Annotated in this window: 16 protein-coding genes; 8 read left to right on the top strand and 8 right to left on the bottom strand. The window is 71.7% G+C overall.

Annotation, left to right across the window (positions count from 1 at the left end; genetic code table 11):
- Positions 1-557 (bottom strand): bifunctional transcriptional activator/DNA repair enzyme AdaA (locus AB0C84_RS23840; RefSeq protein WP_361070099.1); only part of this gene is annotated, 557 nt, incomplete at its 3' end.
- Positions 558-734: 177 nt separating this feature from the next.
- Here AB0C84_RS23840 and AB0C84_RS23845 point away from each other — a divergent pair.
- Positions 735-1,097 carry a nuclear transport factor 2 family protein gene (locus AB0C84_RS23845; RefSeq protein WP_361070102.1) on the top strand — a complete coding sequence of 121 codons (363 nt, stop codon included), beginning with the start codon at positions 735-737 and terminating at the stop codon, positions 1,095-1,097.
- Positions 1,098-1,167: 70 nt separating this feature from the next.
- Here the strand turns inward: AB0C84_RS23845 and AB0C84_RS23850 are convergent, their stop codons facing one another.
- Together AB0C84_RS23850 and AB0C84_RS23855 are read right to left on the bottom strand one after the other, a co-directional pair.
- Entirely contained in the window at positions 1,168-1,923 is a 756-nt protein-coding gene (locus AB0C84_RS23850) for an SDR family oxidoreductase (RefSeq protein WP_361070105.1), read from the bottom strand.
- A gap of 9 nt (positions 1,924-1,932) precedes the next feature.
- Positions 1,933-3,321: an MFS transporter gene (locus AB0C84_RS23855; RefSeq protein WP_258945144.1), complete on the bottom strand. Its 1,389-nt coding sequence runs from the start codon at positions 3,319-3,321 to the stop codon at positions 1,933-1,935.
- Between the two features lie 245 nt (positions 3,322-3,566).
- Between AB0C84_RS23855 and AB0C84_RS23860 the strand changes: the two genes are divergently transcribed.
- Positions 3,567-4,217 (top strand): DUF4097 family beta strand repeat-containing protein, encoded by a 651-nt coding sequence (locus tag AB0C84_RS23860; RefSeq protein ID WP_361070110.1) that lies wholly within the window; start codon positions 3,567-3,569, stop codon positions 4,215-4,217.
- Between the two features lie 10 nt (positions 4,218-4,227).
- Here AB0C84_RS23860 and AB0C84_RS23865 read toward each other — a convergent pair whose 3' ends face one another.
- The gene (locus AB0C84_RS23865) at positions 4,228-5,874 is read right to left on the bottom strand and encodes a serine/threonine-protein kinase (protein ID WP_361070114.1); all 1,647 of its coding nucleotides are present in this window, start codon (positions 5,872-5,874) and stop codon (positions 4,228-4,230) included.
- A gap of 75 nt (positions 5,875-5,949) precedes the next feature.
- Between AB0C84_RS23865 and AB0C84_RS23870 the strand changes: the two genes are divergently transcribed.
- Positions 5,950-6,810: a helix-turn-helix transcriptional regulator gene (locus tag AB0C84_RS23870; RefSeq protein ID WP_361070117.1), complete on the top strand. Its 861-nt coding sequence runs from the start codon at positions 5,950-5,952 to the stop codon at positions 6,808-6,810.
- Positions 6,811-6,813: 3 nt separating this feature from the next.
- Here the strand turns inward: AB0C84_RS23870 and AB0C84_RS23875 are convergent, their stop codons facing one another.
- On the bottom strand, positions 6,814-7,188 hold the full coding sequence (locus AB0C84_RS23875) for a DUF6086 family protein (protein ID WP_361070120.1): 375 nt from the start codon (positions 7,186-7,188) through the stop codon (positions 6,814-6,816).
- Entirely contained in the window at positions 7,185-7,538 is a 354-nt protein-coding gene (locus AB0C84_RS23880; protein ID WP_258945149.1) for a YrdB family protein, read from the bottom strand. Before AB0C84_RS23880 ends, AB0C84_RS23875 begins: the two co-directional genes overlap by 4 nt.
- 35 nt (positions 7,539-7,573) lie before the next feature.
- Between AB0C84_RS23880 and AB0C84_RS23885 the strand changes: the two genes are divergently transcribed.
- On the top strand, positions 7,574-8,695 hold the full coding sequence (locus AB0C84_RS23885; RefSeq protein WP_361070125.1) for a class I SAM-dependent methyltransferase: 1,122 nt from the start codon (positions 7,574-7,576) through the stop codon (positions 8,693-8,695).
- Between the two features lie 6 nt (positions 8,696-8,701).
- Here the strand turns inward: AB0C84_RS23885 and AB0C84_RS23890 are convergent, their stop codons facing one another.
- Positions 8,702-9,556 (bottom strand): helix-turn-helix transcriptional regulator, encoded by an 855-nt coding sequence (locus tag AB0C84_RS23890; RefSeq protein ID WP_179845288.1) that lies wholly within the window; start codon positions 9,554-9,556, stop codon positions 8,702-8,704.
- Between the two features lie 146 nt (positions 9,557-9,702).
- Here AB0C84_RS23890 and AB0C84_RS23895 point away from each other — a divergent pair, with 146 nt between their 5' ends.
- Positions 9,703-10,479: an alpha/beta hydrolase gene (locus AB0C84_RS23895; protein ID WP_361070128.1), complete on the top strand. Its 777-nt coding sequence runs from the start codon at positions 9,703-9,705 to the stop codon at positions 10,477-10,479.
- A gap of 25 nt (positions 10,480-10,504) precedes the next feature.
- Positions 10,505-11,293, top strand: coding sequence for an SDR family NAD(P)-dependent oxidoreductase (locus AB0C84_RS23900; protein WP_361070131.1), 789 nt, complete (start codon positions 10,505-10,507; stop codon positions 11,291-11,293).
- 12 nt (positions 11,294-11,305) lie between these two features.
- Here AB0C84_RS23900 and AB0C84_RS23905 read toward each other — a convergent pair whose 3' ends face one another.
- Entirely contained in the window at positions 11,306-11,689 is a 384-nt protein-coding gene (locus AB0C84_RS23905; protein WP_361070135.1) for a nuclear transport factor 2 family protein, read from the bottom strand.
- A gap of 89 nt (positions 11,690-11,778) precedes the next feature.
- Here AB0C84_RS23905 and AB0C84_RS23910 point away from each other — a divergent pair, with 89 nt between their 5' ends.
- Both AB0C84_RS23910 and AB0C84_RS23915 read left to right on the top strand, forming a co-directional pair.
- Positions 11,779-12,243, top strand: a complete 465-nt coding sequence (locus AB0C84_RS23910; protein ID WP_361070139.1) for a MarR family transcriptional regulator — start codon at positions 11,779-11,781, stop codon at positions 12,241-12,243.
- A 61-nt stretch (positions 12,244-12,304) separates the two neighbouring features.
- Positions 12,305-12,817: a GNAT family protein gene (locus tag AB0C84_RS23915; protein ID WP_312879346.1), complete on the top strand. Its 513-nt coding sequence runs from the start codon at positions 12,305-12,307 to the stop codon at positions 12,815-12,817.
- Positions 12,818-13,031 lie beyond the last annotated feature (214 nt).

A 13,031-nucleotide genomic window follows, 5' to 3' on the forward strand; every position in this document is an offset into this window, starting at 1 on the left:
ACGCGGTCGCGCAGGGCGGACGGGGTGAGCGCGAACACTTCGCGGACGGTGTCATTGAAGGCGCGGATGCTGGCGAATCCCGCCGCGAACGCCACGTCGCCCATGGGGAGGGGCGTCGTCTCGATGAGGAGCCGCGCCGTCTGCGCGCGCTGGGCCCGCGCCAAGGCGAGCGGGCCCGCGCCCAGTTCGGCGTTGAGCTGGCGCTCGATCTGCCGCGTGCTGTAGCCGAGCCTTGCTGCGAGGCCGGGAACGCCCCCACGGTCGACGACGCCGTCGGCGATGAGGCGCATGGCCCTGGCCACGACGTCCGCGCGGTGATTCCATTCGGGTGAGCCAGGGGAAGTGTCGGGACGGCACCGTTTGCAGGCCCGGAACCCGGCCTGCTGGGCGGCGGCAGCGCTCGGGTAGAAGCGCATGTTCTCCGGCTTGGGCGGCACCACGGGGCAGCTCGGACGGCAGTAGATCCCGGTGGTCACGACCCCGGTGAAGAACCATCCGTCGAAGCGGGCGTCCTTCGACTGGACGGCCCGCACGCACCTTTCCACGTCCTCGTGCATGCCTCCAGCATCACCGATGGTCAGGGGTTTTCACTGGCAGGAATCCGACATCATCGTCGCGGCCGGGCCACCGGACGCGCGGGCATGACCTCCCAGGTAATCGATCTTCCGTCGCCGGCCCGGCACCGTAGAGGTCATCGGGGCGACGAACCCGAACGATCAGACAGGAGTCATGACATGAGCGATGTGCAGCAGCGGGTCGAGCGCTACCTGGCCGTGTGGAACGAGACCGACCCGGCCGCGCGCCGCGCCGCGATCGACGAACTGTGGACGGAGAGCCCGGTCTACGTCGACCCGCTCGGCGTGGCGGAGGGGCGCGAGGCGATCGACGCGTTCGTCGGCGCCGCGCAGCAGCAGTTCCCCGGCCTGGTGTTCCGCGCGGCGGGGACGGTGGACGCGCACCACAACGTGGCCCGCTTCACCTGGGAGCTCGGCCCGGAGGGCGGCGAGGCGATCGTGGTCGGGTTCGACGTGGCGACCTTCGACGACGACGGCCGGTTCGACCGGGTGACCGGGTTCCTCGACAAGGTGCCGGCCTGACCTGGCCCGCGCCGGTCTGCATCGCCAGGGGGCGGCGTGCCGGACGCCCGTGACGTCCGGCACGCACCGTTCACAGTTGCCGCAGCGCTCCCCCGTCCACGGCCCATTCGGCGCCCGTGACTTGGGCGGCCAGCGGTGACAGCAGGAAAGTGATGACCCGTGCGACGTCCTGGGGCGTGCCAAGCCGTCCGGTGGGGAGCCGCCGTTCGTCCTGGACGAATCGTCGGATCGCCTCCTCCACAGGTAGGCCGTACTGGTCGGCCAACTGGTCGGCGAACCCTCCGGGCTCGTCCCACAGGCGCGTACGGGTCGGGCCAGGCGCGACGACGTTGGAGCGGATTCCGCAGCGGCCGAACTCCCCCGCCAGCGTCTTGGACACCGACAGCAGCGCCGTCTTGGACGCTGCATAGTCGACCAGCGGCGTATCGGGAAAACGTGCGGCCTCGCTGGAAACGTGCACGATGCTTCCAGCCCCCTGGTCGATGAGTGCGGGCAGTGCGGCGCGGGCCATGCGCACTGCCGCGTGCAGGTTCAGTTCGAACGTCGCGTGCCATTGCGCGTCGGTGACGTCGAGGAACCCGATCCGGGATTCGAGGGCCCCCGCGTTGTTGACGAGGCCGTCCAGGCGGCCGTGCCGTTCCAGCGCGACGTCCACGACGTGCTGCGCGGCGTCGGGCCGGGTGAGGTCGGCGGGCACGTCGACGGGGGAGCGCGCCACCCGGACGACCTGGGCGCCCTCGCGGGCCAGGAGGGCGGCGGTCGCCTCGCCGATCCCGGCGGACGCGCCGGTCACGATGTAGACCCTGCCTTCGAGTTCGAGGTTCATGGCCTTCTCCTACGAGCGGCGCAGGAACGACCCGGCGAGGGCCGCGCCGGCGAGGACGATCGCGACGTTCACGGCGGTCGCCGTGTGGACGCCGCCGAGGACGGACGCGTTCGCCGTCGCCACCGCGCTCATCACCGGTATGCCGAGGGTGATCGCGACCTGCTGCGTCATCGTGGCGAGCCCGGTCGCGAGGCCCTGCTCGCCGTCCGGCAGCCCGGACGTCGCGATCCCCATGAAGGCGACGATCGCGACGAGGTTCCCGAATCCCCCGATCGCGGTGGCGGCGAGCAGCAGGCCGAGGGCGCCGCGCGAGTCCCCGAGGCCCAGCAGCGCGGCGGTGGCGGCGGCCTGCAGCACGAGCCCGGACACGAGCGTCGCGCGGCCGCCGAACCGTCCCATGATGCGAGGCGCGGCGACGCCTCCGGCGAACGTCCCGGCGCCGAGGACACCGAGCGCCAGCCCGGTCGCCAGCGGCGAGAAGCCCAGGACCTTCTGGAGGTAGAGCGTCATCAGGAACACCAGCGACGTCTCCGTGGCGAACGCGACGAACCCGCCCACGTTGCCCCAGGTGACGGTGCGTCGGGTGAGGACGTTCAGCGGCGCGAGCGGGGCCGGCGACCGCCGCTCGACCAGGATGAACGCGGTGAGCAGGACCGCGGCCGCGACCAGTGCGCCGAGCGCGGCCGGGGAGCCCCACCCGGACGACCCGGCGGAGGTGATCCCGTAGACGAGGGCGAGGAGCCCGCCGGTCACGGTCACCGCACCGGGAACGTCCAGCCTCGCCCCGTCCCGGGACCGGCTCTCCGCGACCACGGCGGGCGTCACCGCGAAGATCAGCACCGCCACCGGAACGTTGACCAGGAACGCCCAGCGCCAGCTCAGCAGGTCGGTCAGCACCCCGCCGAGGATCGCGCCGACGGTGAACCCGGCCGACATCAGCGCGCCGCTGAGCCCGAGCGCCCGCGTCCGCAGCGGCCCCTCAGGGAAGGACGTGGTGAGCAGCGACAGGGCGGCCGGTGTGGCGATCGCCGTGGCCAGGCCCTGCAGGACGCGCCCGACGAGCAGCATCGCCGGTGACGTGGCCAGCCCGCCGACCAGCGAACCTCCGGCCAGGAGCGCCATGCCCGCGAGCAGCATCCGGCGCCGTCCGGCCAGATCGGCCACGCGGCCGAACAGCAACGTGAATCCGGCGGCGGGAAGGGCGAACGCCGTAGCGATCCACTGGAGTTCGTCCAGTCCGAAGCCCAGTCCTCTGCCGACGACGGGGAGCGCCACGTTCAGGATGGAGAAGTCGATGGCGAGCATGAACTGCGCGCCGAGCAAGAGAGTAAGAACCAGCTTGTGCCGTGACGACATCCGCTCTGGGGGAGCGGCCACGGCGGTGGTGAGTGCGGTCATGACAGAGACCCTCGCTGCGCGGGACGCGCCTACCCAGTCCCCGCCCGTTCGTACCACTCCCAGTAGCAGGCTCAGCGACCTGGGAGGTAGGACGAAGCTGGCTCCTTGGCGTGACGGCCTTCCGGTGCCCGTCTCCTTAGGCTCAGCAGCGTTCATCCATATCGACCAGGAGGATCGCTGTGCGTGGCATGCTTTCTGCCCTCGCCCTAGCCGCGGTCAGCGTGACCGCACTCAGCGCATGCGACGTGGCATTCGCTTCCACCTACGAGGACGACGCCGCACTGAAGGGCAAAATCACCGCTGTGCGACTGGACCACATCGGATCCGGCAGTGTGACGCTGCACGGTGGTTCGTCCAAGGCGTCCCTGCACCGCAAGGTCAAGCACCGTGGTGACAAGCCGGAGGGCCCCACGTACCGGATCGAGAACGGTGTCCTGACGCTGAGCGGCTGCGGCTCCCGCTGCTCGGTGAGCTACACGGTCGACCTCCCGGCCGGCCTCCCCGTGTCCGGCGGCACATCGAACGGCTCCATCACCCTGTCCAAGGTGGGCAAGGTGGACGTGTCCACGGATTCGGGCTCCATCCGCCTGGACGGGGCCACAGGGCCGATCAAGGTCAGGACGGACAACGGCGAGATCCGGGGGAGCGGCCTCAAGGGCGGCGTCGACGCCGAGACGGACAACGGCGACGTCACCCTGACCCCCGGTGCGCCGCAGAACGTCCGCGCGAAGACCGACAACGGCGAGGTCACGGTCACCATGCCCGCGGGACGCTACCGCGTGAGCACGCACACCGGCGACGGCGACCGGCGGCTCGGCATCCCGAACGACCCGTCCGCCCAGTTCCGGCTCGACGTCAGCACCAGCAACGGCGACATCACGACCAAGGCCGCCTGACCCGCCGCCCTCAGGCCAGCGCGTTCAGGCGGGTGACGGCGTACTGCCGCATCTTCGCGTCGCCCAAGGAATCGGCGACGTCACGAGCCTGCTCGTACCTGGCGATGGCCTGGCTCTTAGCGCCGGTGTCGCGGAGGCACCCGGCGAGCTTGCACAGTGTCCAGCCCTCCATGAGCCGGTCCTCGATCCGGGTGGCGATAGCAAGCGCAGCTTCCAGGGCATCCTTGGCCCGGCCGTGCTTACCGCGCCCACGGGCGGACTCGCCGCAGTCGTACCAGGCCCAACCTGCCTGGCGAAGGTGGTCGATCCCCTCCGCGGCACGAGCGGCGCGTTCGAACAGTGACTCCGCCGTCTCGTGCTCCTTCAGCTTCAACGCGGTGCGCGCCCGTCCCACCAGGGCTTCGACCTGGATCTCAAGGTGATCGAGGGACGCGGTCAGGGCCTCGTCGTAACGGGCGGCGGCGGCCCTGCGGTCACCGCGCCGCAGAGCGAGGTCGCCGAGGTTGCACAGGTTCCATGCCCGCAGCACGGTGTCGCCGACCTCCTCGGCGACGGCGAGCGCCGCGGCGAAGGCCTCCCCGGCGGGACCGTCCTCGTCACGGTGACGCAGGCAGACGCCGATGCCGTCCAGCGCCCAGCCCTCGTCCTGCCGGGCCCCGACGGCGGCGGACGCGTCCCGCGCCTCCTCGAACAGAGGCTCCGCGCGGTCGAGCCTGCCCGAGCCCCGGGCGGCGTGCGCCTGGTCCAGCAGGCTGCTCGCCGCCAGCACGCGGTCCCCCGCCGCGGCGGCGATCGCGTGCAGGCCGAACGCGATGCCCTCCGCACGGGCGTGCTCGTGCGCGGCACGGGCCTCCGCGTAGGCGGCCTGGAGCCGCTCCACCTGCGGCCGGCGGGTCACGGCCTCGCGGAGCGACCGGACGGAGGGCCGGTCCGCCGGATCCTTGGCGAGCGCCCGGTGGACGATGTCGCGCAGCCAGCCGGGGACGCCCGTCAGGTCGGGCTCCTCATGGAAGATCTGGTAGAAGATCGCCGGCGTCGAGTCGCCCGGGAAGCAGGGCCGGCCGGTCGCCGCGTAGGCCATGACGGCGCCCCAGCCGAAGACGTCCGCCTCCCAGGTCGGCTTCACGTTCTTCAGGACCTCCGGCGCGATGTAGCGCGGCGTGCCGACCGGCCTGGTGGTGATGCGGGTGATGTCGACGTGGTGGGCGACGCCGAGGTCGATGAGCACCGGCTCACCGCCCGTGATGACGATGTTGGCCGGTTTGACGTCCCGGTGGACCAGCCCGGCCCCGTGGACGGCGTCGAGGGCGCGGGCCAGCCCGAGCCCCAGCCGGCCGAGATCCTCCGTCCCGAGCGGTCCGTCCGCCATGACCGCGTCCAGGGAACGCCCCTGGACGTACTCGGTGACCAGGTAGGGGGTCGGGGCCGTCAGGTCGGCGTCCACGAACGCGGCGACGTTGGGGGCGTCGACCTTGCGCAGCGCGGTGATCTCCCGCTCGAACCTGCGGCGCCCCTCCTCGCTCTGGTCGACGAGCCCCTTCATCGTCTTCACCGCGACGATCCGCCCGTCCGGCGCCCGTCCCAGGTGGACGGCCCCCATGCCGCCCTCACCCAGTTCGCACAGTAACTCGTACGGCCCGAACCGTCGTGGGTACATCCGGCCCCCCGCCACATGCCAGGACAAGTGGGGACAACGGTAATGCGCGCGGAGGCCCCGGATAGCCTCGGCAGCATGGCGCGTAACGGCCAACTCGGCGAGTTCCTCAGGTCGCGGCGGGCGCGGCTGCGTCCCGACGACGCCGGCCTGCCCTCCTACGGGACGCGGCGGCGCGTCCCCGGGCTGCGGCGCGAGGAGCTGGCGCAGCTCGCCGGGGTCAGCGTCGCGTACTACATCAGGCTGGAGCAGGGGACGGCCGACGGCGTGTCCACCGAGGTCCTGGACGCGATCTCGCGGGCGCTGCGGCTGGACGGCGACGAGCACGCCCACCTGCACCGGCTCGCCCACCCGCCGCGCCGCGCGCCCGTCACCGCGCCTCCGCGGCTGCGGGCCCCGCTGCAGCACCTGCTCGACTCGTTCACGCACGCCCCCGCGTACGTCGTCGGGCACTACACGAACGTCGTCGCGTGGAACCGGCTCACCGCCGCCGTGTTCGTGGACCTCGCGAACGTCCCGCCGGACGAGCGGACCTGGTCCCACCAGATCCACCTGAACGCCGACTACAAGGCCCGGCTCGGCGGCAACTGGCCGACGGTGGCCCGCCGGAACGCCGCCTACCTGCGGTTCCGTTCCGGCCAGGACCCGGACGACCCGCACCTGCACGCGGTCATCGACTGCCTGCGGGAGCGGAGCCCGGAGTTCGGCCGCCTCTGGTCGGCGCACCACGTCACGGACCTGACGCACGGCGAGGCCCGCATCGACCATCCCGAGGTGGGGCGGCTCGTCCTGCCGTTCGAGACCCTGCACCTGCCCGGCGACCCCGACCTCAGCCGCCTCATGCTCTACGCGGCCGAACCGGGGTCCCCCTCAGAGGCGGCCCTGCACAAACTCGCCGAGACTTCCGCACACCTTTCCAGTGCCGATCTCGCCCAGTGACTCCTAGCGCGCCATGGTGGTCGCGTTCTCGTGAGCGAGGTCGACGAGGCGGCGGACGGCGGGATCGTCCGCCATTTCCCGGGCGGCCGCGACGGACCTTCCGGCGCTGTCCGCGATCGCGAGCGTCATCGCGGTGAAGCCCTCCGTCAGCGACCTGAGGATCATGTGGGAGGAATTCGCGTGGTACCGGACGAGCGCGTCGGTGAACAGGGCGAACGCCTGAACGTCCACCTGACACTCGTCCTCCTCCATCGGCCCGAGACCGGACGGGACGCCGAGCAGGCGGGAATGGGCTTCCGCCATGTCCAGGAAGAGCCCGGCGACCCTGGTCGCGGGATTCCAGAGCACCTCCTCGCCATTCTGGAAGTACTGGCTCACTTGGCGGCCGTGCGGAAGTGGGCGTCGCGGTCGGCGGTCGCCAGAGCGGTGTTGAGCAGGGCGATCACCGCGAAGGCGATGGCCGCCGCGGCGTGGCCGACGCCGTAGAAGGCGAGCGCGCCCGCGCCGAACACCACGGCCTTCACCAGCAGGACGAGCGGCAGCGCGATGGTGAAGCGAGCCCGTGGCGCGGCGAACATCCCCCACAGGACGATCGCGGCGGCGGGGGCGCCGAGCCCGAGGACGATGTTGACCAGCACGTTCCCGCTCGCGGTGAAGCCCCACCATGCGAGCGCGGCGATGGCGACGAGTTCCAGCAGGAAGGCGAGGCCTTCGTTAAGGGCATGCAATGGCCCAGGTAGACGCACGCCGATACGGTACCCCTGTGGACGAGATCTCCTGGCAGGAGGACGGCCGGGACCATCGCGTCCGCTGGCGGTCGGAGAGCGGCGCGCCCCCGCCCCGCCGCGTCGTGGTCGCCGACGACGAGACCCGCGCGGACGACGCCTACCGCCTGGCGTGCGAGGGCACCGCGCTGCTGTGGCGCGGCGACTTCCAGAACGCGCGGCAACTCCTCAAGGCCATGGCGCGCCGGATCGACCGTCCCCCACGGCGGCGCAGGAACAAGCCCGAACCAGACCGCGCACAGGCGTTCCACCTGTACCGGCAGGCACGCGCCCAGCGCGCACGGACGCTCGGCATGCTGCTCATGCCGTTCGACCCCGGCCACGTGATTCCGCTACGGCGAGCACCGGATGTCCAGGACGCCTGTACGGAGGCCTACGGGACGGACGACCAGCCCTACATCACCTCACTGCGCGAACTGCTCGGCCTGATCGGCGCACACGAATGGCGCGAGAAGGGCGTTCCTATCCCCGCGCTGGGGGGCGACCGCATCCACCCGCACTACGGCGTCTTCTCGCCCATCAGGGGCGAGTATGTCGACCTGGTGGGCGAGGCGCCGGTGCCGCCCACGAAAACGGCGTTCGACATAGGAACCGGTACGGGCGTCTTGGCAGCGGTACTGGCTCGCCGTGGCATCGAGCACGTCGTCGCTACTGACCAGGACCCACGTGCGCTGGCCTGCGCACAAGAGAACCTCGACCGGCTGGGGGTGCACGTCGAGGTCGTCCAAGCCGACCTCTTCCCCGACGGACGTGCCGGTCTGGCCGTCTGCAACCCGCCCTGGGTTCCGGCCAAGCCCAGCACACCCCTGGAGCATGCCGTTTACGATCCGGGCAGCCGGATGCTGCGCGGTTTCCTGTCCGGTCTCGCCGGCCACCTCGAACCGGGCGGGGAGGGCTGGCTGATCCTCTCCGACCTGGCCGAACACCTGGGCCTGCGCACGCGGGACGAACTCCTGGAGATGATCGCCTCGTCCGGCCTGCGGGTCGCGGGCAGGCTCGACACCGCGCCGCGCCACCCGCGCGCAGCCGACCCCGACGACCCCCTCCACGCGGCCCGCGCCGCCGAGACCACGTCCCTGTGGCGGCTCACCGCCGGGTGACGCCCGTCAGCGGTGGCTGCGGTGCGCGGTCTCGGGGCCGATGACGCGCAGCAGGTCGAGGGACTCGATGCTGCCCGTGCCGGGCGGCGGCGTGAAGACGACGAGCCGCTGGTCCTCGGCCGGGGTCAGCAGCGCCTCGGTGTCGAACTCGATCGGGCCGACCTCGGGATGCACCACCTTCATCCGGCCGGTGCGCTCGACGGCCACCTCGTGCCGGTCCCAGATCCGGGTGAACTCGCCGCTGGCGGCGTGCAGCCGTTCGACCAGGGCGGACGCGGCCGCGTCGCTGCCCCGGCGCGCGACGGCCGCCCGCAGCTGGGCGACATGCCGGCGACCGTGCGGCTCGTGCTCCTCCTCCGGATACGCCTCCCGGACGAACGGATCGGTGAACCACCGCCACACGATGTTCCGGTCGGGCTCCTCCACCGTGCAGACGCATCCGAAAAGGGCCTCGGCCAGCGCGTTCTGCGCCAGCAGGTCACCGAGGTCGCCGATGATCTGCGCCGGCGTCTCGTGCAGCCGGTCCAGCAGGTACAGCATGCTCGGCCGGACGTACTCGCCCGCGAACGGCCCGGCGGGCGGCCGGTGCCCGGCGAGGACGTACAGGTGGTCGCGCTCGTCGATCGTCAGCCGCAGCGCCCGGGCCAGCGCGCCGAGCAGCTGGGCGGACGGCTGCGGGCTGCGGGCCTGCTCAAGGCGCATGTAGTAGTCCGCCGACATGCCGGCGAGCTGCGACACCTCCTCCCGGCGCAGCCCCGGCGTGCGGCGCCGGGGGCCCGCCGTCAGCCCGACCTCCTGCGGGCGGAGCCGCTCGCGGGAGCGGCGGAGGAAGTCGGCGAGCTCCTTGCGGTCCATCTCCATGCCCCCATGATTCCGCTCCTTCCTGGATGTCCGTAGGGCCGAGCCTGGGACCGGTTGTCCTAGCCAAAGCCGTCCGCTCCTCATCGCGGCCCGGCACTGGCAGCGTCGGCGGCGTCCAGGAACGACACCACCAAGGACGGCCCATCATGCCGAAGCTCACCGTTGGAAACGCCACCGTCCCCTACCGCGTCGTGGGATCGGGGCCCGCGCTCGTCCTCGTGCACGGGGTCGGCCCCGGCTCCTCGATGTGGGACCTGATGCTCGACGCGTTCACCGACCACCGCACCGTCCTCCTGCCCGACCTCTCCGGCAGCGACCCCGCCGAGGACGACGGCTCCCCGCTCACCATCGAGACGCTCGCCGGGCAGGTCGACGCCGTGATCGAGAACTTCGGCGCGGGCCCCGCGGACGTGGTCGGGTTCTCGCTCGGCGCCCCGACCGCCGCGGCCGCCGCGGCGCTGCGCCCGGACCTCGTCCGGCGGCTGGTGCCCGTCGCGGGACTGTCCCACGCGGGCGACGAGTACGTCCAGCAGTACATGACCGCCTGGTCAAGCCTCGCGGGCGGCCCCGATAGCTTCGGACGGTTCGCGACGCTCACCGCGTTCAGCCGCGCGTTCCTCAACCGGATCGGGCATGACGCGGTCGAACAACAGCACGCGTTCATGGGCCGGCCCGACGACCGGCTGCGGCAGATCGACCTCGTCAAGCGGCTCGACATCCGCCCGCTGCTGCCCCGGATCGCGGCGCCCGCCCTGGTCATCGGCGCGACCCGCGACCAGACGATCCCCGTCGAGAACCACCGGGAGCTGTTCGCGGGCATCCGCGGCAGCGAGTACGCCGAACTCGACACCGGCCACGTGGCGATGGCAGAGCGCCCCGACGAGTTCGTCAAGCTCGTCCGGGATTTCCTCGACCGCCCCTGACGCCGCACCGGGCACCATGGAGGACATGCGTCCCATCGATCAGCAGACCATCCTCATCACGGGCGCGACCGACGGGCTCGGTCGCGCCCTGGCCGCCGAACTGGCCGCCGAAGGCGCCACGGTTCTCGTCCACGGACGGGACGACCGGCGCGGCGAGGCGACCCTCCAGGAGATCGGCGGCAGGGCCTCCTGGTACCGCGCCGACCTGTCCTCGCTCGCCGAGACCCGCGCGCTCGCCGAGGCCGTCCGCGCCGACCACCCGCGCCTGGACGTCCTCGTCAACAACGCGGGCATCGGCACCGACGGCCCGCGGCAGGAGAGCGCGGACGGCCACGAGCTGACGTTCCAGGTGAACTACCTGTCCGGCTACCTGCTCACCCGGCTCCTGCTCCCCACCCTGATCGCCTCCGCGCCCGCGCGGATCGTCAACGTCAGCAGCCTCGGCCAGCAGGCCATCGACTTCGACGACGTGATGATCACCCGCGGGTACACCGGGACGCGGGCGTACTGCCAGAGCAAGCTCGCCCAGATCCTGTTCACGATCGACCTCGCCGCCGAGCTGTCCGGGACGGGCGTCACCGCGAACGCCCTGCACCCGGCCACCTACATGCCCACCAAGATGGTGTCCTCGCCGATCAGCACTCTGGAAGAGGGGGTGCGCGCGACGCACCGCCTCGTCACCGACCCCGCCCTGGACGAAGTGTCCGGCCGCTTCTTCGACGGGCTCAAGGAGGCGCGGGCGGACGCTCAGGCCTACGACCCCGACGCCCGAGCCCGGTTGAAGGCCCTCTCGGACGAGCTGACATCCCCCTGAACCGGCACGGTCTCAGACTTTCGCGGCTTCCCAGATCGGACGGACCTCGACCCTCCTGATGCGCCATCCTTCACCCGTCCGGACGGCGCGCAGTTCGTAGCGCTCGCCGAGCAGCCGCAAGCCGTCCTCCTGGGCGAAGACCACCAGAAGGTTCGCGCCGATCGCGGCCTGATCGCCGTCCACATCGATGAGCGGGTTGGTGATGAAGTGCTGCGTCGGCACCGTGTGGTTCCGGCGCGCCTGCGCGACGAGGGCGTCGCGCCCCTTCGCGACCCCGCCCACGGTGCGCGCCTCGGCGTCCTCGACGAAGACGGCCCGCCCGTCGCCGGGGCTCTTGTCGTCCAGCCACAGCCCCAGCCGGCTCACGAGCGCGGAGAGTTCAGCACGGTCGTCCACGACATCCTCATTCATTGGGTAAGCCAACATTGGTGATGCCCACAATAAACGATCGTTGGCTCTACCAACAAGCCCTTACACTGGTCCGCATGACGACGTCCGACGACCGGACGCCCACGCGGCTCCGGCACACCCCGAGCTGGCTGATCAACCTGGCCTCGGCGCACAGCCACCGGCTGCTCGCCGAGGGCTTCACCGCGGCCGGCGCCCGCGGCTACCACTACCGGCTGCTCGCCGCCCTGGAGGAGTACGGCCCGTCCAGCCAGGCCGACCTCGGCCGCCGCTCGGGCATCGACCGCAGCGACGTGGTCGCCGCCCTGAACGAACTGGCCGCCAAGAACCTGGTCGACCGCTCCCCCGACCCGTCCGACCGGCGCCGCAACGTCATCACGATCACCCCCGAGGGCTCCCTCCACCTGGCGGAGCTGGACAAGGTCCTCACCCGCATCCAGGACGACCTGCTCGCCCCCCTGTCACCGGGCGAGCGCACGCGGCTCACCGAACTGCTGGTCCGCGTCGTCGACCACCACGCGGAGAACCGCCGGCCCGGATAACCATTGGCGATCGTTGGGGGTCCCAACATAGAGTGGTCGCCCCCGACCCGAGGAGCCGCCCGTGCCGCCTGCCATCCGCTTCGCCGAACTGCCGCCCGCCGCGATGAAAGCCCTGCTGGAGGACGACCTGGAGGGCGCCGGCGCGGTCGCCGGGGTCCCCCTCACCGACTACTTCACCACCGACGACGCGAAGTTCCTGTGGCGCTTCCGACTCGCCCAGCTCGACCGCGACCCCTCCCACGCCCCCTGGATCGTGCGGGCCGCCGTCGCCGAACCGGAAGGCGTGGTCGTCGGCCACGCCGGCTTCCACGGCGCCCCGGACGAGAACGGGACCGTCGTGATCGCCTACTCCGTCGACCCGGCCCACCGCCGCAAGGGCTACGCCCGCGCGATGCTCGCCGCCCTCCTCGAACGCGCCGCCGCCGACCCGTCCGTCACCACCGTCCGCGCCACGATCAGCCCCGACAACAAGGCTTCCTTGGCCACCATCGCCGGCCAGGGCTTCACCCACGTAGGCGAACAATGGGACGAAGAAGACGGCCAAGAACTCATCTACGACCGCCCCGCCCGCTGACGAACCCCAGGAACAGGTAACGAGCCCGACCTCACCACACGAGGACGTCTTCAATCGGGACCGTAGGAGCGCCACCACGAATCCCCTGGATTCGGGCTTCGAGCCCGCAGCCGGTCAGCGGATCCTGGCGCGCGTGGCGTCCCCCTTGGGTTGAACGGCGGGTTGAGGGTTGTTGGTGCTCAGGCCTGATGAAGCAGCCGGCAGCGGTGAGAAG

It is taken from the genome of Actinomadura sp. NPDC048955 (assembly GCF_040649435.1).
Classification (GTDB): domain Bacteria; phylum Actinomycetota; class Actinomycetes; order Streptosporangiales; family Streptosporangiaceae; genus Spirillospora; species Spirillospora luteofluorescens.

Coding starts and splice junctions, on each gene's coding strand:
- AB0C84_RS23845 (WP_361070102.1), top strand. CDS start 735: ATGAGCGATGTGCAGCAGCGGGTCGAGCGCTACCTGGCCGTGTGGAAC.
- AB0C84_RS23850 (WP_361070105.1), bottom strand. CDS start 1,923: ATGAACCTCGAACTCGAAGGCAGGGTCTACATCGTGACCGGCGCGTCC.
- AB0C84_RS23855 (WP_258945144.1), bottom strand. CDS start 3,321: ATGACCGCACTCACCACCGCCGTGGCCGCTCCCCCAGAGCGGATGTCG.
- AB0C84_RS23865 (WP_361070114.1), bottom strand. CDS start 5,874: ATGTACCCACGACGGTTCGGGCCGTACGAGTTACTGTGCGAACTGGGT.
- AB0C84_RS23870 (WP_361070117.1), top strand. CDS start 5,950: ATGGCGCGTAACGGCCAACTCGGCGAGTTCCTCAGGTCGCGGCGGGCG.
- AB0C84_RS23890 (WP_179845288.1), bottom strand. CDS start 9,556: ATGGAGATGGACCGCAAGGAGCTCGCCGACTTCCTCCGCCGCTCCCGC.
- AB0C84_RS23895 (WP_361070128.1), top strand. CDS start 9,703: ATGCCGAAGCTCACCGTTGGAAACGCCACCGTCCCCTACCGCGTCGTG.
- AB0C84_RS23900 (WP_361070131.1), top strand. CDS start 10,505: ATGCGTCCCATCGATCAGCAGACCATCCTCATCACGGGCGCGACCGAC.
- AB0C84_RS23910 (WP_361070139.1), top strand. CDS start 11,779: ATGACGACGTCCGACGACCGGACGCCCACGCGGCTCCGGCACACCCCG.